The sequence below is a fragment of the Gordonia sp. SGD-V-85 genome, assembly GCF_001456905.1.
Classification (GTDB): domain Bacteria; phylum Actinomycetota; class Actinomycetes; order Mycobacteriales; family Mycobacteriaceae; genus Gordonia; species Gordonia hongkongensis.
This window is the reverse complement of sequence record NZ_LNQO01000006.1, coordinates 151,531-177,290: the sequence shown is the minus strand read 5'-3', so window position 1 is coordinate 177,290 and position 25,760 is coordinate 151,531. Positions and strand designations below refer to the sequence as shown.

Genomic DNA, 25,760 nt, shown 5'->3' with positions numbered 1-25,760 from the left:
AGTCGATCGTCTCCTCCACGGCGCCGGCCCCTGTACGCTGAGGGCGTTCCTTACCGGGCGCCCGAGCTATGGAGGCCAAAGCAGTTGAGAATCAAGAAGTTTGCCGTTCGCGGCCTGGTCCTGGCGGCGGGGCTCGCCGGATGTGTTGGTTTCGCCGGGTTGTCGGGCGAAGGGGTCGCCGCGGCGGACACGCGTTGCTCGGTGTCGAACGGTCATCAGGTCGAGCGTGTCGAGGGGCGCAGCGGTTGCGGCGCCAAGGCCGGAGTCGGCAGTCGCGCGAGTGCCGACGAATACAGCGGTCGGGGCACCGCGGTCTCGGTCTCGGACAACGGCGGCAACGCCGCGGCCTACAACCTGCAGCCCGGTTCGACGGCGCTCGCCGGCGCCAACAGCCGGGGCAACGCCTATTCGGTCACGACCGGCCCGAGCGCGCTGTCCGTCGCGCAGGCGCGTCGCGGCGGTACGACGGTCGCGATCGGCGGTTGGGGCGGCGAGGCCTACGCCGGTCCCGAAGGTGCCCGCTGCAGTGGCGGTTTCGCGACCGCGTTCGACACCAGCACGGGTAAGGCATGTCTGCACGCCGGTTCGATCGACCTGCGGAACTGAGCGGCTCCACCTCACGACACCTGAGAGACAGAACACGCCCGGCGCGACGGTAGTTCACCGGAGCGTCGGGCGTCGTTCGCCGCTTCGACCTATCGTTGTGGAGTGACCGACCTCCACGATCCCGAGACACAGATCGGCCCCGACTTCAGCGTGCTCAACGGCCGCGAAGCACTTCAGCAACTCGTCGACCTCCACGACACCACGCACTTCACGGTCAACGACGACGATGACGACGACCCGGTCCTGCTGACCCTGCCCGAACGGAATGTCGTCGACACCTGGCGCGAGGACTACCCGTACGAGGAGCGCATGAGCCGCCGCGAGTACGAGGTCACCAAGCGGCGGCTGCAGATCGAACTGCTGAAGCTGCAGAAGTGGTCCAAGCAGACCGGGCAGCGGCATCTGCTGGTCTTCGAGGGCCGAGACGCGGCGGGCAAGGGCGGCACCATCAAACGATTCAACGAGCACCTCAACCCGCGCGGCGCACGCACGATCGCCCTGGAGAAGCCCAGCGAACGCGAGGCCACCGAGTGGTACTTCCAGCGGTATGTGCAGCACCTGCCCGCCGGCGGGGAGATGGTGTTCTTCGATCGCTCCTGGTACAACCGCGCCGGCGTCGAACGGGTCATGGGGTTCTGCAGTCCGCAGCAGTACACGCAGTTCGTCGCCCAGGTCCCGGCGTTCGAGAAGATGCTCGTCGACGACGGGATCAACCTGGTCAAGTTCTGGTTCTCGGTCACCCCGCTCGAGCAGCGGACCCGGTTCGCGATCCGTCAGATCGACCCGGTGCGCCAGTGGAAGCTGTCGCCCATGGACCTGGCGTCGCTGGACAAGTGGGATGCCTACACCGAGGCGAAAGAGGCGATGTTCGCCACCACCGACACCGACCACGCACCCTGGACGGTGGTGAAGTCCAACGACAAGAAGCGGGCGCGCATCAACGCCATGCGTCACGTGCTGAGTCTCTTCGACTACGACGGCAAGAACGAGTCCTTCGTGGGCACGCCCGACCCGCTGATCGTCGGCCGCGCCGCGGATGTGATCGGGGAGTAGTTCCCCGGCTCGGTAGCCTCGTGGCTGTGCGTAGCTTCCTGAGTGCCCTGTTGACACTTGTCGCGATCGCGGCGACCGTTCTCGCCGTACCGTCTTTCTGGCTGGATCAACGCATCGTCGACCAGGCGGGGTTCGTCGCCACGGTCGCGCCGATGGCCGAGAACCAGCAGGTCAAGGACTACCTCGCAGATGAGATCGCCGCGCAGGCGACCGCGCGGACAGACCTGCCGATCGCCGGCGTCCTGGTACGGCCGCTGGCGGGCCGCTACACCGAGAGTGAACAGTTCCAGCAGGACTTCGCCGATGTCGTCGGCCAGCAGCACGCGTTCCTGTTCGAGGAGCCGGCACCCGGTTCGGACACCTCGGTGATGCAACTCGACATCACGAACATGATCAACCGCTCCCTGAACCTGACCGGTGGCAACGCGATCCAGGGGCCGGTGGTCGTCGAGTTGACCAACGGCTCCTCGGGCCTCGAGGCGGGCCGGTACGCGGAGGTGGGTAGCCAGATCACGCTGCTCGCCTGGGGCTCGGCGGCGGTGGCCGTGATCGCAGCCGTGCTCGCGCTGCTGATCGCCCGACGACGCGGAACCGTCTTCGCGTGGCTCGGGCTCGGCGTGCTTGCAGCCGGCGTCTCGACCTGGGCCATGGGCCTGTTCTTCGCCGACCGCGCCAAGCAGGAGGTGGCCGGCGCAGAGCGCTCGGGCCGCCAGGTCGCCGAGCTCATCATCGACGGCGCCTACGACGACGTCACCCGGGTCGCACTGATCGTCGGCGGCGTGGGCGTCGCGATGTTCGCCGTCGGGATCCTGGGACGGCTGATCATCGGGCGGCGCTGAGGGAGGGTGCGTCAACCCTGCTCCCAGATCCGAAGAACGACATGACCATTGGTCCCTGAGGTGCGAGGAGCGCCGGCGATGCCTTCCCTCTGCTCCCTGAGGCGCGAGGAGCGCCGGCGATGCCTTCCCTCTGCTCCCTTAGGCGCGAGGAGCGATAGCGACGAGCCTCGAAGGGTTGGCGACGCATCTCGCCAGGACCCTTCGTGACGGCCTCCGCAAGCTCCGGCCTCCTCAGGGAGCGGAGTTCTTTCGTCTCCACGACGGGTCGCCAGGCCTCGGATACTGAGGATTGCCCGGAGTGTGCGTCACGCCCGTTCCCTGAGGAGTGGCCGGAGCTTGCGGAGGGCGCGTCACGCAGGGTCCGCCGAGCACCCCCGGCTGATGGACCTCAACTCGACCGATGGACTTCGATCGAAGTGCATCCGTCGAGTTCGAGTTCATCGGTCGGAGCCGGATGCAGTGCGAGGTCGGGCCGGCTCGCTGAAGCAGTTCGTCTGAGCTCTACCACGGTGGTTGTTGGGTCGCAGACGCTGACCCTATGTGACTGGTGGGGTTTTTGTTCACCACAGTTCATCACCGTTCACCGCTGAGACGTGAGTGACAGCGACTGCGGTGCAACAGGATTCGATGACAACGAGGGCTGTGGAGAAATCTCGTCGTCGAACGTGATTGCGAGTAGCTTGGTGTCATGCCCTCGATCACCGAACTACGCGACACCCTCATCTCACTGCAACAGCCACCCGACGACGGCAGTGGCCGTGCTCTGCACGAGCGGCTCGACGAGCTGCGGATGCTGCGTAACGTGCTCGATCACCAGATCGCCGTACATACAGCACTTTTCGACGCCACGGGTGCGGCAGCGCGGGCGGGGTCGACCACACGGAACTCACTGATCGAGATGGGCATGCCCCCCGCGGCCGCGTACCGCTATGTGCGGATCGCCGGCGGGCTGGAGTCGGTGGCGAAGGTCGCCGACTGTGCTGCCGAAGGCTATCTGTCTGCCGAGTGTGTCGACGCGGTGATCCGTGGAATCACCCTGGTGAACAAGCGATCCGCGTCACCGCTGTTCGACGACGAGCGCAGCGGATATGAGAGCGAGTTGCTTGCGCAGGCATTCTCCGGCGCCACCCCGACCGAGATCGACGACCACGCCCGCGGGATCGCCCAGCGGGTCGCCGACACCGATCCCAGCACCGTGCCGGCGGCCGATGACGCGTCGCTGAACACCGTGCACACCAGGATCACCGAAGACGGGCGGGTCGCGATCGCCGGAGATGTGACCGCGGTGATCGGAGAGAAGTTCGTGTCCATGATCGACGAACGGTCCTGTCCGCGTCCCGAACCCGACGGCGCTGCCGATCGTCGCGGTGCGGCCGAGCGACGCGCCGATGCGCTGGAGTTGCTGTTGGATCAAGCCGCGATCGGCGCGGCGATGACCACCGCCGGCGCACCCCGCACCCAACTGATGGTGACCATCCCCGCCGACGGCGCTGATCCGGCACGGCTGCCGTGGATGGGGGCGGTCTCGGAGTCGACGACAAGACGGCTGTCGTGTGATGGTGGGGTGGCCGAGATCGTCCTCGACGACGAAGGCGTGCCGCTACAAATGGGCACCACGAAACGCCTGTTCCCGCACCATCTGCGGCAGGCGATCATCGTGCGCGATCGGTGTTGTGTGAAATGCGGTGCGCCAGCAGCGCATACGCAAGTTCACCACTTGGTCCATTGGGTCGATGGTGGTCCCACAGATCTGGACAACGGGTGCCTGTTGTGCCAACGCTGTCACACCCAGGTTCATCATCACGGCTGGCAGGTGGTGATGGGTCCCGACCGGCACCCGTGGTTGATCCCACCCGCCGACATCGACCCCCGACGCCTGCCCCGACCCGCTTACAACCGACGCACCATGCGACTCGACGACGCCCTCGTATAACTGCCCCGCGCAGACCAGACCCTCCGGCGTCGACACCCCGGCGCCACACGACCTTTGACAACTCCACAGTGTGAGGCGATCCCGGCGGGGTCAGTGCCCGGCAAAGGCCTCCGCGAGCCACCAGGCGCCGCCGTCGTCGGTGATCTTGGCGTCGATGACGAGAGGCCCGGAAGGTTCGGGTGAGGGCAGCGAGGCGACCCAGTCCCGTACCTCGTCGAGGTCGTCGAGGCCGGTGACCGTCACGCCCGTCGCGCCGTGTCCACGGGCGATCGCGGCGATGTCGACCTCAGGGAACGTCACCGTCGTCATGTCGGCGTCGCCGAAGTGGTGCACCTCGGCCCCGTAGGCGGAGTCGTTGTAGACGATCACGACCAGCGGCAGTGCCAGACGTACGGCGGTCTCCAGTTCGGCTATGGCCATGAGGAATCCGCCGTCGCCGGTGCCGAGGACCGGGACCCTGTCCGGTTGCGCGAACGCCGCGCCGATGGCCGTCCCGAGGCCCAGCCCGATCGACTGGAAGGCCTGAGTGAAACAGAAGCCGAACTCGTCTGGCACGGACAGATGCGTCGACGGATAACCCATGAAGTTGCCGGAGTCGATGGAGACGACGCGGTCGGCGGGCAAGATCTCGTCGAGCGCGATGGTCAGTGCCCTCGGATCGACCCGGCCGGCGGTCACCTCGCCGGTGACGGGGACGTCCTGCCACCTCGATGACACCGAGATCCGTTCCCTGACTTCCTCGGTGCGATAACCGGTGGGGCCGCCATCGGCCGCGAGGATCGTGTGCACATCCGTCGCCGTTGCACCGCAGTCGCCGACCACCCCGAGGTCGATCGGGCGATGCGCGCCGATGGCGTCGATGTCGACGTCGACCTGCACCACGGTCGTGTCCGTGCCGATGAGTCGGCCGTGCCGCATCGTCCACATGTTCAGGGCGCAACCCCATCCGACGATGAGGTCGGCGTCGGCGATCAGCTCGGCGGTGGTGGGGGAGGAGAAGCCGCCGGAGATGCCCAACGAGAACGGGTTTCCCGCGAACAGGCCGTTCGCGACCGCCGACGTCGCCACCAGCGCACCGGCGGCCTCGGCCAGGGCCGCGATTTCGGGACCGGCGGAGCGCGCCCCTCGGCCCGCGACGAAGACGGGACGCCGCGCACCGCGGATCGCATCGGCGAGGCGGGCCGCCGACCGGGTGTCGGGACGCGGCCGCGGCGGTTCGACGGAGAGCTCGACAGGTCCCTCGAAACCCGCTGCGGCGGCGGCGATGTCGATCGCGACGTGCAGAACGACCGTCCGGCGCTGGGTGACCGCGGTGCGGAAAGCGCGGGTCACATCCGCCACCACCGTGCCCGGTCCGTAGACGCGGTCGTTCACGGCGCCGACGCTCGCGGCGAGCGCCTCCTGGTCGATGCGGAAGTTCGACCGCAACGCCGACGCGGGTGCATCGGCGGTGAGCACGATCATCGGCGTGCGGCTCTTGGCGGCCTCGGCGATGCCGGTCATCGCGTTGGTGAGCCCACAGCCCTGGTGCACCGACAGCACGCCCACCCGTCCCGACATCCGCGCATAGGCGTCGGCCATGCTGGCCGCGCCGCCCTCGTGGCGGGCGGCGGTGAACGAGACACCGCCGGCCCGAAGGGCGTTGGTCAGCACGAAGTTCCCGCTGCCGACCACACCGAAGGCATGGCCGACGCCGAGATCGGCGAGAACGCGGCCCGCGACGTCGGCGACCGTCGGGCCGTAGCGGCCGGGTGCCGCCATCAACTCTCGACGATCGCCAGCACGCGCGACGGACTGCCCGTGCCGCCGACGATCGGCAACGGACTCACGACGATCACCGCGCCGGTCGGCGGGAGCGAGCCGAGGTTGCGCAGCGAGGTCAGCCCGTACTTGTCGTTGCCCAGGAAGTGGTAGTGCACCGGGAACGCGGGATCGAAACCGCCCGCGAGACCTGCGTCGACGCCGACGGTCTCGACGCCGAGGCCGGTGATCTCGCGCTCGGTGGCCAGCCACTGCGCGCACTGCACCGACACCCCGGGGGTGTGCGACCCGGTGTCGTCGGCGTTGAGGAACTCGGCTTCGGAGCCGCCCCGCGACTCCCAACCGGTCCGCAACAGCAACCAGGTGCCGGCGGTGAGGCGACCGTGTTCGGTCTCCCAGGCCTCGACCTCGGCGACGCTCAGGAGATGATCCGGCTCGTCGGCGACCTCATCGGTCAGGTCGAGGACGGCCGCCGGGCCGATCAGCCGTTGCACCGGGATCTGCGAGACGTCGTCCCCGTCGCGTCCGCTGATCCAGTGGATCGGTGCGTCGAGATGGGTGCCGATGTGCTCGCCGGTGTGAATGTTGTTGTGCCGCCAGTACGGTCCCGGCTCGTTGTAGGCGCTCACCTCTTCGAGTCTGAAGTCGATCAGGTTCGCGAACGGGGCGGGCAGTCGCAGCGCGGGCGTCGCCGCACTGAGCGGGGTCGTCAGGTCGATGACTCGCAGGGAGCCATCGGCCAGACCGGCGACAAAGCTGGCCAACCGGTCGGACGTCGTGGAGTCGGCCACTACTTGCGCGCTCCGCGCCAGTTCATGCCCCAGCCGTACGCCTCGTCGACCTTGTCCTGTGCCCCGCGGATGTAGCGCACCTCGCGGTTGAGAACCAGCTCGCCACCACGGTTCTCGAACAAGGCGATCGCGCACGAGAGCGCCGACTGATCCGCTTCGTCGAGCCGGACCTCGATCTCCGGGCCGTTGGCCGGGAACAGGGTGACGACGCCGTTGGCGCCGGCCCAGTTCGGGGTGCCCTCGTAGATGTAGGCGAAGATCAGGATCCGGCGGATCCGGTCGGTCGCGGAGAGGTCGATGTACATGTTCTCGCCGCCGGAACCCGACCGGTCGTCGCCGTCGAGGTAGATGATCGGTTGTCCGTCACGGGGCGCCCGGAACGAGTTGCCCAGGGCCTGCACGATGCCCTTGCTCCCGTCGGTGAACTCCCACAGGCAGGCGAGGTCGAGGTCGATACCCTGCGCCTTGCGGAAGAGCCCGCCGCCCTTGGAGTTCGACGTCCAGCTCAGATTGACACGCACCTGACCGGAGGTCGCACCCTGCTTGCTCAGCGAGATGCTCGGCGCCGACTTCGTGAGGGTGATCTTCGACAGCGAGACCGGCGGCGCGGGCGGCTGCTGACCGTAGCCCGCGGGGGTGGGCGGTTGCTGGCCGTAACCCGCGGGAGCGGCCGGGGGTTGGGCGGGCGGCTGCGGCGGCTGGGCCTTCGGACGCTTCGTGTAGTCGATCCCCATCTCGGTTCCTCATCTCGTCGTGGTGACATCGTCGTCGGGTGCGATGATCGGACGGCGAACACACACTCGCCGCAGGTGTTGGCGCCCAGCGTAGTGGACCATCGTCAGCGGCCGGTGTCCGTTGCCGGGGCGTGAGCCCGCGCGGACGGACCGAAACTCGATGCGACGTCGAGCTGCCCCTGCGGATTCCGGCGGCAGCTGGCCACGGCGACATGGCACGGACGTGGGACGTTCGCGGGGATCGGGTAGCCGTCGTCGATCTGGTACCGGGTGTTGGTGATCTTCGACGCGACCGCCGCCGGGTCGGCGGGGTGTTCCGGAGCGGCATCCGCCCGAATGACCACCATCGCTTCGGTGACACCGGCCGGCCACTCGAAGCGCACGGTGTCGGCGTCGACGCGGACCGCGGTGATCGGCGGCGGGTCATCCGGATGGGGGGTCGCCGGCGGCTGCGGCGCTGTGGTCGCCGGAGCGGGGGCGGCCGGGACGGGGGTGGCGTCGGAGCGGGCGGGGGCGGACTGGCTTCCGGCCAGCACGGCGGTGACCTCGTACACCGGCGGCACCGGGTCGGGCCGACTGCCGTCGGAGAGTTCGGTCCCTGCGGTGCGGCCGAGCGTCCGGGTCGACCCGTCGAACCCGATGCGCACGACGCGGTAGGTCACCGACTCCGTCGCGGACGGATCCCAGGAGACGGTGATCGCACCACTCTCGGCGACGAACCGGACGTTGCGCGGCGGCTCCACGGTCAGCACCGTTGCCGCCGAGTTGAGGCCCTCGTGATCGGTGATCCGACGTCGCATCACGGCAGCGGCGGTGAGGCTCGCCGGGTTGCTCGCGGATGCCGACCGCGCGATCTCGCCCGCCTGGGCGACGATGTCTCGCGACGCCTCGAGGCGGGCCTGGAGCGACCCGCCCGAGTCGGGAAGACGGTCGATGTCCCGGGCTCGCCGGAACACGTCCTCCAGCAGTTCGAGCGCCGCGACGTGGCGCATCTCGTCCGCGAGGTCCCGAGCCCGGCGGGAGTCCGCCACCGCCTGCGCGATGACCCGTTCGACCTCGTCGGCGACCGCCGCGATCTGCCGGAGCGCAGCGGCATCGTCGCCGGCTCCGGCACGCGCATCGGCGATGGCCGCACGCGCCCGGACGGGCAGGCCGTCGCGCAGGGCAGCGCGGGCGGCGCGGAGATCGTTCTCCCACAGCCGCTTCGGCGGGGGGACCTCGACAGGCTCGGCCGGCGGCGTGGGTGGCTCGGCCGACGGCGGGGGTGACTCGGCCGACGGCGGGGGGCCGGCCGGTGGGCTCACGGCTGCTCCGAATTCGGCGGCGAGTCCGGCGATCACGGTGCGCGCATCGCGTGTGCCGAGTCCGCGGGTGCGGGCCTCGTCGAGCAGGAACTCATGGTCCTGCGCACCCAGTTCGTCCTCGACCAGGACCGCGGCCCGGACCCGTGGTCGGAGATGGTCGGTCACGGCGTCAACGACCGATTGCCGATACTCCTGCGCCAGCACGGGATCGGAGAGCAGGACGTCGTGGACGTGGACCAGCAGCTCGTCGAGGACCGCGCGGAAGCGGCCGGCGGCGAGCTCACGGGCTCGTTCGTTGAGCGCGACGGCCCGCGACTCGATGACGCCGCGATCGGCGGCGGCGTCGGTGTCGAGGTGTAGCAGGGTCAGGAGCGTCGGGGTGGGATCGCCGTCGCGGAGTCGGTCGAACTCGGCGAGCAGGTCGGCGATCTGACCGCGTTGCTGCGCCGACAAGGACACCCGCGGCGGCGCGGGTTCGGCCGACGCGGGCGGGGCGTCGTCGACGATGCGATGACGCCGCAGTCGGGTGTCGATCTCGGCCGGATCGAGGCCGCCCATGGCGCCGATCTCGTCGAGCCCGGCGCGCTTGGATCTCGGGATTCCGCCGTAGCGCTCGTTGAGCCGCGCGATCGCGTTGTCGAGGAGTTCGAATCGCTGCTGATCGCGCAGTTCGCGTCGGGTGCTCACCGCACGAGCCTCGGCGATCCGACCGGTCTTGTGCCGCAACGGCGCCGACCGCTCGTCGTGTTCGGCAACCAACCGGGCCACCAGGATGCGGTACTTCGGGTGGTCGCGTTGCTTCTGCCAGAAGGCCCACACCTCGTCGAGTCGGGCGGCCACCGCGGCGTCGTCGAGTCGCTCGGCCTCCTCGATCGGGAGGTCATACAGTTCGAACGAATCCGATTCGCTCGGGCCTCCGCGCTTCTCGACCGCGGCGAGCACACGTTTGCGATAGTCGTTGCCGACAAACGGTTCCATCAGGTCTCTCTCCTCCGGCGGAGGCCGTCAGTGGTCGCGGCGCCGGGAGCGGTGGACCTGATCGAGTTCGCGCTCGACCTCCGATTTCGACAGCGAGGCACCGGTTTTGGCCGACAATGTGAGCGGAATCTGCGCATCGACGTGGAAAGCGGTGACGTGCAGGACGCCGTCGAAGGCCATCTCGAAGGTCACCGACACCTCGCTGCCCTCGTCGTATCCGGGCGGGATGTCGGTGATCGCTCCTTCGATGAGGACCTTGGCGTCCTCCGGTCGCGGGGAGGCGGCCTGCCCCTGCTGTTCCAGCACGACCAGCTCGATGCGGGACTGGTCGCGTCGCATGGTCCCGAACGACCGTCGCACCCGGATCGGGAGCGTCGAATTCCGCTGGACCAGCCAGCTGGCCTCCAGTTCGCCGTTGTGGCCGTTGACCGCCAGCACCCCGAAACCGCGGGAGACCACTGTGTCCACGACGACCTCGAGCATGCGGCGGACACTGCTGACGGGCAGCGCGAACGCGTGGGCGACCCGGGTGCAGGACTCGTCGAGGTCGGCCGGTGCGACGCCGTCGAGACCGCGGTCCTCGCGCAGGCGTCCGCGGGTCGTGAGGTCGGCGCGGACGAGTCGTTCGATCTCCAGCTTCTCGCCGTAGATCGCTGCCCCGCGGGCGACAGCGAGGTCGGGGTCGTTCAGTTCCGGTGTCGTGCCCAGTGCGGCGGCGAGTTCCCGCGCGACCATCGGCATCCGCGACGAACCGCCGACCAGCAGGACACGGTCGACGGCTGACACGCCTCGGCGTTCGGCGGCGGCCAGGCATGACCGGGTGAGTTCGACGGTCCGGGCCAGCAGCGGACGGGTGAGTTCCTCGAGTTCGGCCCGGGTGAGCGTGATGACCGACCGGGCGCCGTCGTGGGCGACGATGACCGAGGTCGAATCCGACTCGGTCAGTTCGTGTTTGGCGCGCTCCGCGGCGAGGATGAGCGACTGCGAGCCGGCCGAGTCGTCGAGCGGGTCCTCGGCGTCGGGGTGTTCGGCGCAGAACGTGCGCGAGAGGTGCAGCGCCAACCGCTCGTCCCAGTCGGCACCGCCGAGCTGGTGATCGCCGTCGACGGCGAGCACGGTGATCCGGCGGTCGGCGAGTTCGATGACCGTCGCATCGAAGGTCCCGCCGCCGAGGTCGTAGACCAGGACCGTCTCGTCGGGTGTGCCCTTGGCCAGCGGGTCGGTCAGGCGGCTGAAGCCGTAGGACAGAGCGGCGGCGATCGGCTCGGACAGGACCCCCGCGACCTCGAGGCCGGCGTACGTGCCGGCCTGGATCGTCGCGCGCCGCTCCTCGTCGCCGAAATAGGCGGGCACCGTGATCACGGCGCGCTCGACCTGCTCGCCGGCGAACGCGGCGTCGGAGATCAGCGACTTGAGGATGAGTGCCGAGATCGCCGGCGCCGACCACGTCTGGCCGTGCGCGACGAAACGCCACTGGGCATCGCCCATCCGCCGCTTCACCAGGCTGCAGACGTTCTCCGGGTCGAGCCTGGCCTGCCGGCGGGCCCCCTCGCCGACGACGTGATCCGTCGGCGACGTCAGCAACACCGTCGACGGGGTGGTCGGTGCGCCGGTCAGTCCGACGATCACCTCCGGGCGGCCGTTGGCGTCGATCTTCGCCAGCGCCGAGTTGGTGGTTCCGAGGTCGATCCCGATTACGCCCACGACCGGGGATGCTAGCAGCGCAGACGGTCTCGCCGGTGCCGGACGATCGGCCGGTGGAGTTGATTACGCTGGCGGAATGACGTCTCCGGAGGGTGATGTGCCCGAGCGAATCGACGGGCTCGCGCAGTTGGGCGAGCAGGTGTCCGACCTCGCCCTCGTGGTTGCGCGGCAGACCAGGACGATCGAGCGGCTCGTCGACGCCGCCAGATCCCCGGCCGCCGCGGCCGGGGCGGACACCGCCCTGCTGGTCGACCTCTTCGCACTCCACACCGACGCGGCGACGTGTGCGGTCTCGGCGTCGGAGGCCGACCGGCCGGCGTTCGAGCTGCTGCGCGCCGGACTGGAACGCCTCATCGTCGGCCGCGGGGGAGCGGTCGTCGCACCGCCGGCCGGGACCGACTTCGATGCCCGCACCATGGAGGCGGTCGACGTCCATCCGACCGACGACACCTCCGCGGACCGCACCGTCGCCGAGCTGCTCCGTCCCGGGCTGGTCGTCGGCGAGCGCTCGGTCCGGCCGGCGGCAGTGGTGGTCTTCCGGAGCGGTCAGTCCTCGGGAGACAGTGTCCGCCAGAGGAACTCGTAGGCCAGGGCCGATTTGAACGCGGCCTGCTTGTTGTCCGCCGCGCCGCCGTGGCCGCCCTCGATGTTCTCGTAGTACTGCACGTCGTGACCGGTTTCCTCCAGGCGGGCAACGAGTTTGCGCGCGTGACCGGGGTGGACGCGATCGTCGCGGGTCGACGTCGTGACCAGGATGGGCGGGTATGTCGCGTCCGCGTCGACGTTCTGATAGGGCGAGAACGGCTTCATGAACTCCCACTGTTCGGGGTCGTCGGGGTCGCCGTACTCGGCCATCCACGACGCCCCGGCCAGCAGGAGGTGGTAGCGCTTCATGTCGATGAGCGGGACCTGGCAGACCAGAGCGCCGAACAGCTCGGGATAGCGCGTCAGCATCACTCCCATGAGCAACCCGCCGTTGGAACCGCCCTGGGCGCCCAGCTGTGACGCAGTGGTGAGTCCGGTGTCGACGAGGGCACGCGCGACGGCGGCGAAATCCTCGTACACCTTGTGCCGTCCCGCTTTCTGCGCCTGGGTGTGCCACGACGGGCCGTATTCGCCGCCGCCCCGGATGTTGGCGATGACGTAGATCCCGCCGCGCTCGATCCAGCTCTGCCCGGCGATCGCGAGATAGCTCGGGGTGAGGGCGTTCTCGAATCCGCCGTAGCCGTAGAGCAGCGTCGGTCCCTGGGACACGTCGCGCCGACGCACCACGAAGTACGGCACCTGCGTGCCGTCGTCGGACGTCGCGAAGTGCTGCTCGGCGGTCACCGCGTCGGAGTCGAAGAACGCGGGGCTGTGTTTGATGACCTCCGGAGCCCGGCCGCTCTGGCCGTGGAGCAGACTCGGCGGATCGGTGAACGACGTCGCCGACCAGAACACCTCGTCGCTCTCGTCGGGATCGGTGTCGAGGACCGAGACCGTGGCGAGGTCGGGCAGACCCGGCATGTCCACGGCCTGCCAGGTGCCGAGTTCGAGTACCTCGACCCGGGTGTGCACGTCATGCAGCTTCACGATGATGAGATGCGTACGCGTGTAGGCGTAGTCGACGAGGCTCGTGTGCGCATCGGGCGCGAAGAGCACGGCCGCGTCGCGGTCGCCCGCCCGGTAGGCCTCGTAGTCGAAGGCCAGCAGTGTGCCCGGTGCGTGCGCGGTGCCGTCGATCTCCCACTCCGATCGCGTGAGCACCAGCAGCCAGTTCATCCGGACCCCGGCGTGCGCGTCGGTGGGCACGTCGAGCAACTCGGGGCGGCCGTCGCGCAGTTCGTAGTCGAGTGAGTTGAAGAAGTCGGTGGCGCGACCGACGAAGTGGCGTTCGAATCCCGGTGTGCTGTCGTAGCTCGCCCGCACCGACACGTCCCCGGTCTCGCCCGCGAAGACCGTCACGGCATCCGACAGCGGGGTGCCGCGCGTCCAGCGCTTGACGATGCGGGGGTAGCCGGAGTCGGTCAGCGAGCTCAGCCCGTCCGGTTGCACGCCGAAATCCGTTCCGACGTAGACGGTGTCACGATCGATCCACCCGACGTCGGATTTGTTCTCCGCCAGCTCGAAGCCGTCGGCGACCCAGGTGCGCGACGGGATGTCGAACTCACGGACCACGGAGGCGTCGGCGCCGCCGCGCGAGAGGGAGATCAGCGCGCGCTCGTACTCGGGGCGCAGTACGGAGGCGCCGGCCCACACCCAGTTCTCGTCCTCGGCGCGTGCGAGTTCGTCGACGTCGATGAGGACATCCCAGTCGGGGGTGTCGGTCACGTAGGAGTCGTACGTCGTACGACGCCAGAGACCACGCGGGTTGGTCGCGTCGCGCCAGAAGTTGTACAGGTACTCCCCGCGGCGACGCGCGTAGGGGATGCGGTCGTCGGTGTCCAGGGCGGCAAGCGTTGCGGCCTCCAACTCGCGGAAGCGTTCCGACGACGTCAGCGCCGCCACCGTGGGCTCGTTGTGCGCGCGCACCCAGGACAGCGCGTCGTCGCCGGTGACGTCCTCCAGCCACAGGTACGGGTCGGTGTCGGACGTGGGGGCGTCGTAGCCGTGCTCGGTCATGGCGTCCAAACTACGCGGGCGGCCGTCGCGACCGTGCTCCGCGCAGGAGCGCTCACGGTGTCGGCCCCGGCAAAACGCCCACTACAGGTTGTCCGCGCGGGGTATCGTGACGCAGCGACGTCGAGGAGACCCCCATGGCCACTGCCCATTCCGTTCCCGCCCGCTGTCCCGGCCATGAACCCCCACGGACGTCGCGATGGGCCCGCCTCTCGATGGCCACCTGTTCCGTCGTCGCCGTGGTTGCGCTCGTCGCGGCTTGCGACAGCGGGTCGTCGGGCACCGGGGCGCCACCGTCTGCATCGGAGTCTCTGGAGAACCCGAATGCCGTCGCCGCCGAACCGCTGCCGGCCGATGCGGTCGACAAGGCGGTCGGGCAACTCGACGACCTGGTCAACTCGATGATGGAGTCGACCAAGATCCCGGGTGTGGCCGTGGCGGTCGTGTCCGGTGGGGAGACCAAGTACGCCAAGGGGTTCGGCGTCAAGGACATCACGACCGGTGAGGCCGTCGACCCGAACACCGTCTTCCAGCTGGCGTCGGTGTCGAAGTCGGTGGGATCGACGGTGGTCGCGGCCGCCGTCACCGACAAGACGGTGACGTGGGAGATGCCGATCGTGGAATCGCTGCCGTGGTTCGCGCTCGCCGAACCGTACGTCACGCGCACCGTGACCGTCGGCGACATGTACTCGCACCGATCCGGTCTGCCGGACCACGCGGGCGACAAACTGGAGGACATGGGGTACTCGCAGCAGGAGATCATGCAGCGCATGCGCTTCATGCCGCTCGACCCGTTCCGGATCAGCTACGCCTACACCAACTTCGGGGTGACGACCGGTGGCGAGGCGGTGGCGGTGAAGGCCGGGACGGACTGGGCGACGCTGTCGCAGGACCTCATCTACGGTCCGCTGGGCATGACCAGCACCAGCTCCCGCTACGTCGACTTCGAGCGCCGGGCCGACCGCGCGGTGGGGCACATCAAGGAAGACGACAAGTGGGTCAAGACCCCGATCCCGCGCGATCCCGATGCGCAGTCACCCGCCGGCGGTGTGAGCTCGAACGTCAACGACATGGCGACCTGGCTGAAGATGGTGCTGGCGCAGGGCAAGCACAACGGCCAGGAGGTCGTGGCCCCCGACGCGCTGCTCCCGGCCCTCTCACCGCAGATCGTGTCGAGCCCGCCCCAGACGCCGGACAATCGCGCCGGATCGTACGGCTACGGTTTCAACGTCGGGGTGACCGAGGACGCCCGGACGCAGTTCAACCATGCCGGCGCGTTCGCGTCGGGCGCCGGCACGGTGTTCTCGATCCTGCCGTCGGCCGACACCGCGATCGTCGTCCTGTCCAACGCCGCGCCCCTCGGTGCGGTGGACTCGATCGCCGCCGAGTTCATGGACCTCGTGCAGTTCGGCGAGATCCGCAACGACTGGCGCGACCTCTACGCCAAGGCGTATGCGCCCCTGAGCGTGCCGAGCGGCGAACTCGTCGGCAAGGAACCGCCGTCGAATCCCGCACCGTCGCAACCACTGCCGTCGTATGTGGGTACCTACGCCAACGCGGTGTACGGACCGGTGGAGGTCGTCGAACGCGACGGGAAGCTCGTCCTGGAGATGGGGCCGGGCGGCGTCCGTAAGCACGAACTCACTCACTGGGACGGCAACACCTTCACCTTCACCCTGCTCAACGAGAACGCCGAACCTGGCTCGATCTCGCAGGTCACGTTCGACGGCCCGCGTATGACGATCGAGTACTACGACGACGAGGAGAGCAACGGCGAGTTCATCCGGCGCTGACGGTCAGCGGCCCGTCCGGCCGTCGACGCCCTCGCGGATGATGTCGAGATGGCCGGCGTGACGGGCGGTCTCCTCGATCATGTGGGTCAACGCCCACCGCATCGACGGGGAGGAGCGACGTCCGCTCGCCCTGGGCGCCGCCTCGGCGAGATCGGTGTAGGCGTCGATGACCTCGCCCGCCTCGGACACCGCGCGGCGGTATGCCGCCTGCACCGATGCCACGGTCTCGTCGTCGGGGCAGGTGAACGTCGCCTGCCAGTCGTCCGCGTCCTCGCCCAGGAAGAAGAACCGTTCGACGAACGTCAGGTGGCGGACCACCCCCAACAGGCTGGTGCCCGACGGCACCGCGGCCGCACGGGCGTCGACCTCGGAGACGCCGTCGAGTTTGGCCACCGCGGAGGCGCGCAGATAGTCGAGGAAACCGACCAGCACCTCCTTCTCCGAACCGCCGGTCGCCGGTGGCGGGGTGTCCTTGCGACGGCGGGGAGGCATGGCCCCCACCCTAATGGTGGGCGGCCACCGGGTCGGGGACCTCGCCGGTCCGGACCGGGCATCGGGTGTGGGAGTAGATCGTCGGCATGCAGAGATTGCAGTGGACGCACTTCGACGTCGTCGACGGGTCGGCGGCGAGGCGCAGCGGTAGGTCGGGTTCACGCAGGAGCGCGCGCCCCATGGCCATGAAGTCGAAGCCCTCGGCGAGCGCGAGGTCCATCGAGGCGCGATCGGTGACGCCGCCCAGGAGGATGAGCGGCAGGTCGACGGCCTTGCGGAGTTCGCGCGCGAGAGGCAGCAGATAGGCGTCGTGATAGCGGTAGTGCTTGAGGAAGACCGGTGCGAAGGCCTTCAGTCCGTACTTCATGACACCGGAGAACGCATCGGCGAACTCTTTGCGGGGTGCCTCGCCGTGGAAGAGGTACATCGGGTTGAGCAGTGAACTTCCCGCGGTGGGTTCGATGGCGTCGAGGTGGCCGTCGGATTCCAGCAGCTGTGCCACCTGGCATGCCTCGTCGACGTTGAAGCCACTCAGCCTCGCCCGGCCCCGGGCGCGCGCCGCGGGGGAGCGCTCGAGGTCGACCCGGCCGACGCCGTCGAAGAGGTTGAGCTTCACCCAGATCGCAGTCTCGTCCCCGACCTCGTCGCGCACGCTCTCGACCACCTCACGGGCGAGGCGGGCGCGGTTGACGAGGCTCCCGCCGTAGGCGTCACGACGCCGGTTCAGCAGCGGGGACAGGAAGCTGGAGATGAGATAGTTGTGGCCGCAGTGGATCTCGAGTCCGTCGAAGCCGGAGTCCACCGCAAGCCGTGCGGCCCGGCGGAACGTGGTCCGCAGGTCGGCGATGTCGTCGACGCTGATCGCACGGGTCACCGACATCCCCATCGGCGCGGGTATCCGTGACGGTCCCAGGGAGGCGGCCCGGTTCGACGCCGAGTTCGCGACCGCGCCCGCGTGCCCCAGTTGGGCCGCCGCAAGTGCGCCCTCGGCGTGGATGGCGTCGGTGAGTCTCCGCAATCCGGGAACCGCCTCGGGGCGCATCCAGATCTGGTGGCGGTCGGTGCGGCCCTCAGGTGAGATCGCGCAGTAGGCGACCGTGCTCATGGCCACCCCGCCGGCGGCGACCTCGCGATGGAACTCGATGAGTTCGTCGGTCACCAGGGCGTCGGGCGTCATCCCCTCGAAGGTGGCGCATTTGATCAGGCGGTTCCGCAGGTGCAGCGGTCCCAGCCGGGCGGGGCTGAACGGTCCGGTGGTGGGGCTGTCCACAACGGTTCCTCTCACTCGTGTCTCACGTGGCGGGTGCGGTCAGTCCGGCGGTGACGAAGCCGGCCAGGGCCGTCACCGCGGCGGGGCTCGAGGTCTCGGTGCCCCCGAACCGCAGGAGGATCAACTGGAAGGCGAGTGCCCAGCGTCGGCGCGCCTCGCTCGCGGTCAGGCCGGGGACGGCCTCGGCGAGCATGTCGGCGAACGGATCGAGATCGAACCAGCGCGACGTCCAGCTCGCGGTGGGATGGGCGAACACAAACCGTGCGAGCAGCTGTAGGTGCAGATGTCCGGTCGGGTCGGACTGCAGGTCGACGAAGGGGGCCACCACAACGTCGACGACATGCGCGATCGGCGTACCGGCCGGGTCGAGGGAGGCCAGCGGGTCGGCCCACAGCGGACCCAGGCGAGACTCCAGGAGCGCGATGGTGAGGTCGTCCTTGGTGCCGAAGTGATAGTGCACCGCCGCCGGGTTCGCCTCGGCGGCCGCGCAGATCGCCCGGACGGACACCTTGTCGTATCCCTCGGCGAGAAAGAGACGTTCGGCGACGGCCAGCAGGGCGTCGCGGGTGGGCAGCGACGTCGAATCGCGGCGCTCACCGCGTCCGGCGCGCGTGGTCTGGGTCACACGTCGAGGAAAGCACAGTTCAGTCGATGTTTCAATCAATGATTGAATACGTAAGTTGCTACCGGCGAGTAGTGGGACACTCTGCGGCGACGGTCGGGCGCGACGTAGGCTGGCAGTCGTGGCTGAACACTTTCAAACAGTTGTATTGGGTGCAGGTCCAGGTGGGTACGTAGCCGCGATCCGGTCGGCTCAACTGGGCATGAAAACCGCCGTCATCGAGGAGAAGTACTGGGGCGGTGTGTGTCTGAACGTCGGATGTATCCCGTCCAAGGCTCTGCTGCGCAATGCGGAGCTCGCACACATCTTCAACCATCAGGCCAAGACCTTCGGCATGAGTGGGGACGTGTCCTTCGACTTCGGCGCGGCATTCGACCGCAGCCGCAAGGTCTCGGACGGCATCGTCAAGGGCGTCCACTACCTGATGAAGAAGAACAAGATCACCGAGATCGACGGTTACGGGGTGTTCACCGACGCCAAGACCATCAAGGTGGGCGATCGGGAGATCACGTTCGACAACGTCATCATCGACACCGGGTCGACCGTCAAGCTGCTCCCCGGCGTCGAACTGTCGGAGAACGTGGTCACCTACGAAGAGCAGATCCTGACCCGTGAGCTGCCCGAGTCCATCGTCATCGTCGGTGCGGGCGCCATCGGTATGGAGTTCGGTTACGTCATGGCCAACTACGGCGTCGACGTCACGATCGTCGAGTTCCTCGATCGCGTGCTCCCCAACGAGGACGCCGACTCCTCGAAGGCCCTCGCCAAGGAGTACAAGAAGCTCGGCATCAAGCTGCTGACCTCCACCCGGGTCCAGAAGGTGACCGACAACGGTGACAGCGTCACCGTCGCCTACACCGACGCCAAGGACAAAGAGGGTGAGCTCACCGTCGACAAGGTCCTGATGTCCGTCGGATTCGCCCCGCGCGTCGAGGGCTTCGGCCTCGACAAGACCGGTGTCCAGCTCACCGACCGCGGCGCCATCGCGATCGACGACTACATGCGCACCAACGTCGACGGCATCTACGCGATCGGCGACGTCACCGCCAAACTGCAGCTCGCGCACGTCGCCGAGGCACAGGGCGTGGTGGCCGCCGAGACCATCGCCGGCGTCGAGACCATGACCCTCGGTGACTACCGGTTCATGCCGCGCGCCACCTTCTGTCAGCCGCAGGTCGCATCGTTCGGCCTCACCGAGGCGCAGGCCAAGGACGAGGGTTACAACGTCAAGGCGACCACGTTCCCGTTCTCGGCCAACGGCAAGGCCCAGGGGCTCGGCGAGACCGCGGGCTTCGCCAAGCTCGTCACCAATGCCGACACCGACGAACTGCTCGGCGGACACCTGGTGGGCGACAACGTCTCCGAGATGCTCCCGGAGATGACGCTGGCCCACAAGTGGGATCTCACGGCCAAGGAGTTGGCGCGGAACGTGCACACGCACCCGACCATGTCGGAAGCACTGCAGGAGACGTTCCACGGCGCTCTCGGGCACATGATCAACCTGTAGACGTGTGAGTGCAGACGAGCGGGTCCGGGAGTGGACGCTCCCGTGGCCGCTCGATTTGCGGGCCACGGTCGGCCTGCACCGGCGCGGGGCGGGCGACCCGGCGTTCGTCTACGCCAGGGACGGTTCGGTCTGGCGGGCGGTGCACACCCCCGACGGACCGGGCACCCTGACGATCGCCGTGCGGTCCGGCGTCGTCGTCGGTCGCGCATGGGGTCCCGGCGCGGACTGGTTGCTCGACCAGATGCCGGATTTCCTCGGTGCGCGTGACGATCCCGACGCCCTCGTCCCCCGCGATCCCGTTGTGCGAGAACTGGTGCGCCGCGCCGAGGGCCTGCGACTCTCACGCACCGACCGGGTCTGGGAGGCGCTCGTCCCGGCGATCCTGGAACAGAAGGTCGTCGGCGCGGAGGCGTTCCGTGCCTGGCGATATCTGTTGCGCCGCTTCGGCTCTCCCGCGCCCGGACCGGTCCCGGAGACAATGCGTGTGCCGCCCGCCCGGCAGGATTGGGTGCGCATCCCGAGCTGGGAGTGGCACCGCAGCGGCATCGAACCGGTCCGCATGCGGACCATTCGCGGCGCCACCACCATCGACGTCGAACGTCATGCGCGGAAGCTCACCGTGCTCCGCGGTGTCGGCCAGTGGACCGAGGCCGAGACGCTGTCGCGGTCACTCGGCGACCCCGACGTGGTCAACGTCGGCGACTACCACATCCCGAAACTGGTGGGACTCACGTTGATCGGCGAGGCCGTCGACGACGCGGGCATGCTCGAACTACTCGAACCCTATGCGGGGCAACGGCAACGAATCATCAGGCTGGTCGCGCGGCGGGGCGTCCGGCCCGAACGGCGGGGGCCGCGGATGACGGTCCGCGACTACCGGGAGTTCTGAGGCGCCTCGGGCCGTCTACGACGCCGACTTGCGCGCCAGCACGAACTGCCCCTGGCCAGTGATCGTCTGCTCGACGTCGTCCAGGCCGGCGCGTCGGAGGCGTTCGACGATCTCGTGGTCGTCGAAGATCCGGTACCCGCTCGCCCCGGCGAGCGGCCGGACGCCCGGGAACGAGGTGAGCGGCGTCGTCACCGAGGTGAAGACCACGATCTCGCCACCTGGTGCGGTCACCCGCACCAGCTCGTCGACGACCGGTAGCGGGTCGGGGATCAGATAGAGCGCCGCCAGGCAGGTCACCACGTCGAAGGTGTTGTCGGCGAACGGCAATGCGTGGGCATCACCCCGCAGGAACGCGGCCCGCCCCACCGCGTTGGTCTGCGCGGCCCGCGCCAGCATCGGCGCGGAGAAGTCGATGCCGATGCAGCGACCGTCGCCGGTGAGTCCGTCGGCGATCTCGCGTGTGTAATTGCCGGGGCCGCAGGCGACATCGAGGACCAACCGGTCACCGGGGCGGGCGAGGTAGGCGCGTAGTGCGCGGTCGAAGTCGGCGGTGGAACGGCCACCGAGGCTGAAGAGCCGGGTGAAGGTCGGCCGCCACATGTGTTCGTAGATCTCGGCGAAGTACTCGTTGCGCATCAGTCGCTGCGCGATCGACTCCATCTCAGGACCGGGTGTCGCGCTGGACGCGCAGCGTGTGGATGGTGGTCGCGAGGCTGTCGTATTGACCGACGAGCAGGGTGAACCCGATGAGTTTGCGCTCGTCGAGGTGCCGGGACAGCGCCTGCCATGCGATGTCGGAGACGTCCTTGGTCTCGACGAGTTCGTCGACGGCCCGCAGGATCGCCCGTTCACGATCACCCCACCCGGCGTCGGGACCCGCCAGGATCCGGTCGAACTCGTCGGCGGTGATCCCGGCGCGTCGTCCGAGGCGCCGGTGATGGTCGAGTTCGTAGTCGCAATGTCGCAGGTGGGCCACCCGGATGATCACCATCTCGGAGTCCTTGCGCGACAACACGCCGAATGGCATGAGGCGACTGCTGAAGTGGAGCCAGCCGCGGAACAACCCCTTCGCGCGCCCGAGGGTGGAGAAGATGTGCGCGTCGTCGACACCCATGACGCGTGCAGCCCCCCGCGCGAAGACGAAATTGACCGGCCCGAGCTCCCGGAAACCACCCGGTGCAACGCGAGGTGTGCCCATGGGCCCACGGTAGACTACGCGGACTATGACGCACACCACACGGACGTTCACCAGTGTCGACGAACTGAAGGCCGCGATCGGCGAGGACCTCGGCTCGGGCGAGTGGCTCGAGATCACCCAGGAACGAGTCGACGCCTTCGCCGATGCGACCGGCGATCACCAGTGGATTCACGTCGACCCCGAGCGTGCGAAGTCCGGTCCGTTCGGGACGACCATCGCCCACGGGTACCTGACGGTGTCGCTGCTGCCGATGATCGCGGGGAAGATCTTCACCGTCGAGGGCCCCAAGCTGGTCCTGAACTACGGCATGAACAAGCTGCGCTTCCCGAATCCGGTGAAGGTCGGCGCCCGCATCCGCTCGAACGCGGTGATCACCTCGATCGAGGAGACCCCCAAGGGCGTGAACATGGTCGTCACCAACACCGTCGAGATCGAGGGCGAGGCGAAGCCCGCGTGCGTCGCCGAGAACCTTCGCGTCCTCGTCTTCTGACCAGGGCGGCTCCTCGACGCTCAGCGGCGGCACTCGTCGACGGCCGGTTCGCCGCGTAGCCGGCGGTCGAGCCAGTCGAGGGCGACGGGGAAGCCGAGCAGCGCCGCGCTGACGTGTTCACCGAAAACCTCGCGGTAGGCCATGACCGCACCGAGGGCGCACTGTTCGCGGTAGAGGGCGCGGGCGCCGGCCGCGGGTATCCACCACTCGTGGGTCCCGTGGTAGATCAGCAGCGGGATCACCGAGGCGCGGTCGGCCATCGCGGTCAGCCGATAGATCCGCTCGGCGGTCGGCGACCGGAACGGGTCGGGATCACTCGAGAGCAACTGCATCGGCAGGAAGGTGCCACCGGCCACCGCCTCGGGGATCACGCACACGTTCTTCAACGGCGACGACGCGAGCCAACGCGCGGGCCGGTTCGCGAGGGCCAGGATCTCCGGGCGCTCGCGCGCGATGCCGACGGTGGCCGCGTGGAACAGGCCGGTCGCGAGGTTCGCGTTCATGCTCCCGACCAGCATGCGGAAGTCGGCCGGGACGCCGCCGAGAGCCGCGCCGACGACACGGTCGGTGAGCTCGGGTGCGTACTCGCCCAGTAGTTTCGCCGCTCCGTGGGTGGCGATGGCACCGCCCGAGTATCCGGTCATGGCGATCCGACTGCGGCGCAACAACTCCGGGCGCGTGCGGAGGGCCGCGCGGACGGCGTCGAGGATCACGTGCCCGGCGAGTACCGGCTCCGCGTAGGCCATCCGGGGTCCCTGGTGGTCGGGCACGAGCACCGCATAGCCCTCTTGCAGCGCCAGCTGGGTCGTCGGCGGGATCAGGTCGGTGACGCCCGTCGCGATGGAAAACCCATGCGCGAGTGTGTGTCCCGGTGTGCAGGCGGCGCCGAGTGAGTCGATCGGCAGGTTGTTCACGAGCATCGGCGTCGGTGCTCTGGCCGTTCGACGCGGGACCAGCAGGGTCGCGGTGCCGAAGATCGGCGCCCCGACGGCATCGGTGCTGCGGAACTTGATCAGCGTCGCCGATCGGAGCGGTACCGTCACCACCGGCCCGGCGGCGGCGGTGACGTCGCGGGTGGCGATCACGTCTCCCGGCGGGCGTGAATCCAGGTCGGTCGGCCAGCGGTCGAACATCGGGTCACCCGTGGGGGACGGCAGAATCGCTTCGCGCAATTCGAGTGCGCGGTGGTCGAATCCGTCAGCCTGCGCACGAGGCGGGATCGTGCGAAGTCGAGGAATCGGCGGCGGCGGCACCGCGCGGTCGATGGCGCCTGCGACGGGCGGCGGCAGCGGCATCATGTTCGGCGGGTCCGCGGCCGATGGTCCGGCGGACAGCGAGCCGACGGCGGCCACCAGCAGCACGGCGACCACCAGCACGGTGGCCGCCCACACCGCCCGGCATCGAAGCGCGTGCCGGGTTCTCGTCATGGCGGTGCCTCCGCGTCGAAGAGCGCTTCGTCGGTGACCTTAGGACAGTCGACCCGGCGCGGACGCCCGTTGCGCATCGATGGTCGCCGCGCCGAGATGTAACCGTGATGTGCGGCGCGATAGGCGGTTTCGCGTGTCACCCGACCGGACTACATGGGTGCCGCCATGGATGGTCGCTCCCGCGTGGGCCGTCGTCACCGACTAGCATTGGCGGAGGTCATCGCGGTTCGAGTCGTCAGAGGTGCTGCCGGGGGCGGGCGACTCGACGATGGCCGAGGTGAGACGGGAGGTTGGCGATGCCGGCCAGGGGTGTTCTCCGACGATCGGTCCGACGCGCAGCGGTCGCGGTGACGGCGACGTGTGCCGCCGTGGCGCTCCTCGCGGTCCCGACCGGGACGAGTGGTTATGCCGACGCCGAGCCGCCCAATCTCACCGCGGTCCCGCCACAGTTGCCGGCGGACGTCGACGGCCTGATCCCGGCGCCGCCGGTCGAGAAGCTGTCGCGCATCCCGGAACGGTCCCGGATTCCCGGCGCCTCCCATGAACTGCAAGAACTGCGTGAGGCGATCATGCCGTCGCCCAGTGGCGACCGGTTCTTCGACCACTGGCCGGCCGGTCTGGCCGCGCGGACACCCGGTGAGGTCCTGACCACGCGGTCGGTGACCCGGGTGGCACAGCCCCTGGTCTTCGTCCCGCTGCGATCGGCGCGGCAGGTCAAGTTCCGGACGACCGACGCTAACGGTGCCCCGATGTTCGGCACGGCCACCCTGCTGGTGCCGGCCAAGGCCTGGACCGGGCGGGGAGACCGCCCCGTCCTGGTCAACAACTCGCCGATCGTCGCGCTGGGCACCAAGTGCACGACGGGCTTCACCTACGCGCACGGTTTCACCAACAACACGAACGAGACCGATCTCATCCCGCCGTTCACCCAGCTCGCGTTGGACCGGGGTTATGCGGTGCTCGTGCCCGACCACACCGGGCCCCGGATGGCCTACGCCGAGCCGTATGTCGCGGGCCACGTGATCCTCGACTCGTTGCGCGCGGCCGGCGCTCTCGACCCGGCGAACTTCGCCCGCGGACCGGTCGCCATGGTCGGCTACTCCGGCGGGGCGATCGCCACCCACGGCGCGGCCAAGCTGGCCGCGAAGTATGCGCCCGACATCGCCGGGCGGTTCGTGGGGGCGGCCATCGGCGGGGTGCCCGCCGACTACCGGACACTCGCCGGCGCCATGAACGCGAACCTCGCGTCCGGGGTCTTCCACGCCGCGATGCTCGGCGTCGCCCGAGAACGGCCCGAGGTCCTCCAGATGTCGAACCATCTGGCGAGATGGCTTGCGACGTCGGAGATCCGCAACATCTGCACCGATGACATGGGCAACCTCGGGATCGCTCACCTGCCGACGCAGCTCCTGTCGACCGACCCCGATCCGTTCCACTCCGCGATCGCCGAAGAGCTCTTCGAGGTCACGTCCATGTCGGATCTGAAGGCGTCGATGCCATTGCTGATCTACCACGGGCGCTACGAGTGGTGGGTTCCCGCAACCCAGGCACGGGCGCTCGCCGCCCAGCAGTGCGATCTCGGTGCGACGGTGACGTACCGGGAGTACGAGGCCGAACACGTGACGGCGGCTGCGGTCGGGTTCCCGGACACCGCGACCTGGCTCGACGAACGTCTGCGCGGAGTGCCCGCTCGGGACGAGTGTCGATGAGTTGTGCTGCGGCCCTTCGTGGCTCGTCGCTATCGCTCCTCGCACCTCAGGGAGCAGAGGGG

The 25,760-nt window shown here is 68.9% G+C and carries 22 protein-coding genes; 10 read left to right on the top strand and 12 right to left on the bottom strand.

Going from position 1 to position 25,760, the window contains the following annotated elements; translation table 11 throughout:
• Window positions 1–84 precede the first annotated feature (84 nt).
• The 4 genes from AS181_RS09305 to AS181_RS09290 all read left to right on the top strand — a co-directional run bounded on the left by AS181_RS09305 (window position 85) and on the right by AS181_RS09290 (window position 4,431).
• Window positions 85–606 (top strand): DUF6764 family protein, encoded by a 522-nt coding sequence (locus AS181_RS09305; protein ID WP_058251300.1) that lies wholly within the window; start codon window positions 85–87, stop codon window positions 604–606.
• Window positions 607–708: 102 nt separating this feature from the next.
• Window positions 709–1,659 (top strand): polyphosphate kinase 2, encoded by a 951-nt coding sequence (gene ppk2, locus AS181_RS09300; protein WP_058251299.1) that lies wholly within the window; start codon window positions 709–711, stop codon window positions 1,657–1,659.
• Between the two features lie 26 nt (window positions 1,660–1,685).
• The gene (locus tag AS181_RS09295; RefSeq protein ID WP_058251298.1) at window positions 1,686–2,498 is read left to right on the top strand and encodes a hypothetical protein; all 813 of its coding nucleotides are present in this window, start codon (window positions 1,686–1,688) and stop codon (window positions 2,496–2,498) included.
• Window positions 2,499–3,186: 688 nt separating this feature from the next.
• Window positions 3,187–4,431: an HNH endonuclease gene (locus AS181_RS09290; RefSeq protein WP_058251297.1), complete on the top strand. Its 1,245-nt coding sequence runs from the start codon at window positions 3,187–3,189 to the stop codon at window positions 4,429–4,431.
• 90 nt (window positions 4,432–4,521) lie between these two features.
• Here AS181_RS09290 and AS181_RS09285 read toward each other — a convergent pair whose 3' ends face one another.
• The 5 genes from AS181_RS09285 to AS181_RS09265 all read right to left on the bottom strand — a co-directional run bounded on the left by AS181_RS09285 (window position 4,522) and on the right by AS181_RS09265 (window position 11,703).
• A complete protein-coding gene (locus AS181_RS09285) occupies window positions 4,522–6,192 on the bottom strand; it encodes a thiamine pyrophosphate-binding protein (RefSeq protein ID WP_058251296.1) in 1,671 nt (556 codons plus the stop codon).
• The gene (locus tag AS181_RS09280) at window positions 6,192–6,983 is read right to left on the bottom strand and encodes a cyclase family protein (RefSeq protein ID WP_058251295.1); all 792 of its coding nucleotides are present in this window, start codon (window positions 6,981–6,983) and stop codon (window positions 6,192–6,194) included. Before AS181_RS09280 ends, AS181_RS09285 begins: the two co-directional genes overlap by 1 nt.
• Window positions 6,983–7,717 (bottom strand): TerD family protein, encoded by a 735-nt coding sequence (locus tag AS181_RS09275; RefSeq protein ID WP_078111705.1) that lies wholly within the window; start codon window positions 7,715–7,717, stop codon window positions 6,983–6,985. Before AS181_RS09275 ends, AS181_RS09280 begins: the two co-directional genes overlap by 1 nt.
• A 104-nt stretch (window positions 7,718–7,821) precedes the next feature.
• The gene (locus AS181_RS09270; protein WP_058251294.1) at window positions 7,822–9,999 is read right to left on the bottom strand and encodes a hypothetical protein; all 2,178 of its coding nucleotides are present in this window, start codon (window positions 9,997–9,999) and stop codon (window positions 7,822–7,824) included.
• A 27-nt stretch (window positions 10,000–10,026) separates the two neighbouring features.
• Window positions 10,027–11,703 carry an Hsp70 family protein gene (locus tag AS181_RS09265; RefSeq protein ID WP_058251293.1) on the bottom strand — a complete coding sequence of 559 codons (1,677 nt, stop codon included), beginning with the start codon at window positions 11,701–11,703 and terminating at the stop codon, window positions 10,027–10,029.
• Between the two features lie 76 nt (window positions 11,704–11,779).
• On the opposite strand from AS181_RS09265, the gene grpE reads away from it, so the two are divergent.
• Window positions 11,780–12,289: a nucleotide exchange factor GrpE gene (gene grpE, locus AS181_RS09260; RefSeq protein WP_058251292.1), complete on the top strand. Its 510-nt coding sequence runs from the start codon at window positions 11,780–11,782 to the stop codon at window positions 12,287–12,289.
• Here the strand turns inward: grpE and AS181_RS09255 are convergent.
• Window positions 12,250–14,304 carry a prolyl oligopeptidase family serine peptidase gene (locus AS181_RS09255; protein WP_058251291.1) on the bottom strand — a complete coding sequence of 685 codons (2,055 nt, stop codon included), beginning with the start codon at window positions 14,302–14,304 and terminating at the stop codon, window positions 12,250–12,252. The two genes, grpE and AS181_RS09255, sit on opposite strands and share 40 nt — an antisense overlap.
• Window positions 14,305–14,516: 212 nt before the next feature.
• Here AS181_RS09255 and AS181_RS09250 point away from each other — a divergent pair, with 212 nt between their 5' ends.
• Window positions 14,517–16,094 carry a serine hydrolase gene (locus tag AS181_RS09250; RefSeq protein WP_058251290.1) on the top strand — a complete coding sequence of 526 codons (1,578 nt, stop codon included), beginning with the start codon at window positions 14,517–14,519 and terminating at the stop codon, window positions 16,092–16,094.
• Between the two features lie 3 nt (window positions 16,095–16,097).
• Here AS181_RS09250 and AS181_RS09245 read toward each other — a convergent pair whose 3' ends face one another.
• Genes AS181_RS09245 through AS181_RS09235 form a run of 3 tightly spaced genes read right to left on the bottom strand, consistent with a single transcriptional unit; the run spans window position 16,098 to window position 18,481 of the window.
• Entirely contained in the window at window positions 16,098–16,586 is a 489-nt protein-coding gene (locus tag AS181_RS09245) for a DinB family protein (RefSeq protein WP_058251289.1), read from the bottom strand.
• A gap of 10 nt (window positions 16,587–16,596) precedes the next feature.
• Window positions 16,597–17,856 carry an oxidoreductase gene (locus AS181_RS09240; protein WP_058251288.1) on the bottom strand — a complete coding sequence of 420 codons (1,260 nt, stop codon included), beginning with the start codon at window positions 17,854–17,856 and terminating at the stop codon, window positions 16,597–16,599.
• 22 nt (window positions 17,857–17,878) lie between these two features.
• Window positions 17,879–18,481, bottom strand: coding sequence for a TetR/AcrR family transcriptional regulator (locus AS181_RS09235; protein ID WP_058251287.1), 603 nt, complete (start codon window positions 18,479–18,481; stop codon window positions 17,879–17,881).
• Between the two features lie 118 nt (window positions 18,482–18,599).
• Between AS181_RS09235 and lpdA the strand changes: the two genes are divergently transcribed.
• Together lpdA and AS181_RS09225 are read left to right on the top strand one after the other, a co-directional pair.
• Complete coding sequence (lpdA, locus tag AS181_RS09230; protein ID WP_058251286.1) at window positions 18,600–19,985, top strand: dihydrolipoyl dehydrogenase; 1,386 nt, start codon at window positions 18,600–18,602, stop codon at window positions 19,983–19,985.
• Between the two features lie 4 nt (window positions 19,986–19,989).
• Window positions 19,990–20,874, top strand: a complete 885-nt coding sequence (locus AS181_RS09225) for a DNA-3-methyladenine glycosylase family protein (protein WP_058251285.1) — start codon at window positions 19,990–19,992, stop codon at window positions 20,872–20,874.
• 15 nt (window positions 20,875–20,889) lie between these two features.
• On the opposite strand, the gene AS181_RS09220 is transcribed toward AS181_RS09225, so the two are convergent.
• Both AS181_RS09220 and AS181_RS09215 read right to left on the bottom strand, forming a co-directional pair.
• Window positions 20,890–21,534, bottom strand: coding sequence for a class I SAM-dependent methyltransferase (locus AS181_RS09220; protein WP_058251284.1), 645 nt, complete (start codon window positions 21,532–21,534; stop codon window positions 20,890–20,892).
• Window position 21,535: 1 nt separating this feature from the next.
• Window positions 21,536–22,072, bottom strand: a complete 537-nt coding sequence (locus AS181_RS09215; protein ID WP_058251283.1) for a carboxymuconolactone decarboxylase family protein — start codon at window positions 22,070–22,072, stop codon at window positions 21,536–21,538.
• Window positions 22,073–22,097: 25 nt separating this feature from the next.
• Between AS181_RS09215 and AS181_RS09210 the strand changes: the two genes are divergently transcribed.
• A complete protein-coding gene (locus tag AS181_RS09210; RefSeq protein WP_058251282.1) occupies window positions 22,098–22,562 on the top strand; it encodes a MaoC family dehydratase in 465 nt (154 codons plus the stop codon).
• Window positions 22,563–22,582: 20 nt separating this feature from the next.
• Here AS181_RS09210 and AS181_RS09205 read toward each other — a convergent pair whose 3' ends face one another.
• Entirely contained in the window at window positions 22,583–23,989 is a 1,407-nt protein-coding gene (locus AS181_RS09205; RefSeq protein ID WP_078111702.1) for a lipase family protein, read from the bottom strand.
• Window positions 23,990–24,285: 296 nt separating this feature from the next.
• Here AS181_RS09205 and AS181_RS09200 point away from each other — a divergent pair, with 296 nt between their 5' ends.
• Entirely contained in the window at window positions 24,286–25,698 is a 1,413-nt protein-coding gene (locus AS181_RS09200; RefSeq protein WP_078111701.1) for a lipase family protein, read from the top strand.
• Window positions 25,699–25,760 lie beyond the last annotated feature (62 nt).

Excerpts from the sequence above, each read along its gene's own strand:
- AS181_RS09290 (WP_058251297.1), top strand. The coding sequence starts at position 3,187 with ATGCCCTCGATCACCGAACTACGCGACACCCTCATCTCACTGCAACAG.
- AS181_RS09285 (WP_058251296.1), bottom strand. The coding sequence starts at position 6,192 with ATGGCGGCACCCGGCCGCTACGGCCCGACGGTCGCCGACGTCGCGGGC.
- AS181_RS09275 (WP_078111705.1), bottom strand. The coding sequence starts at position 7,717 with ATGGGGATCGACTACACGAAGCGTCCGAAGGCCCAGCCGCCGCAGCCG.
- AS181_RS09270 (WP_058251294.1), bottom strand. The coding sequence starts at position 9,999 with ATGGAACCGTTTGTCGGCAACGACTATCGCAAACGTGTGCTCGCCGCG.
- grpE (WP_058251292.1), top strand. The coding sequence starts at position 11,780 with ATGACGTCTCCGGAGGGTGATGTGCCCGAGCGAATCGACGGGCTCGCG.
- AS181_RS09255 (WP_058251291.1), bottom strand. The coding sequence starts at position 14,304 with ATGACCGAGCACGGCTACGACGCCCCCACGTCCGACACCGACCCGTAC.
- AS181_RS09250 (WP_058251290.1), top strand. The coding sequence starts at position 14,517 with ATGGCCACCTGTTCCGTCGTCGCCGTGGTTGCGCTCGTCGCGGCTTGC.
- AS181_RS09245 (WP_058251289.1), bottom strand. The coding sequence starts at position 16,586 with ATGCCTCCCCGCCGTCGCAAGGACACCCCGCCACCGGCGACCGGCGGT.
- AS181_RS09220 (WP_058251284.1), bottom strand. The coding sequence starts at position 21,534 with ATGGAGTCGATCGCGCAGCGACTGATGCGCAACGAGTACTTCGCCGAG.
- AS181_RS09215 (WP_058251283.1), bottom strand. The coding sequence starts at position 22,072 with ATGGGCACACCTCGCGTTGCACCGGGTGGTTTCCGGGAGCTCGGGCCG.
- AS181_RS09210 (WP_058251282.1), top strand. The coding sequence starts at position 22,098 with ATGACGCACACCACACGGACGTTCACCAGTGTCGACGAACTGAAGGCC.
- AS181_RS09205 (WP_078111702.1), bottom strand. The coding sequence starts at position 23,989 with ATGACGAGAACCCGGCACGCGCTTCGATGCCGGGCGGTGTGGGCGGCC.
- AS181_RS09200 (WP_078111701.1), top strand. The coding sequence starts at position 24,286 with ATGCCGGCCAGGGGTGTTCTCCGACGATCGGTCCGACGCGCAGCGGTC.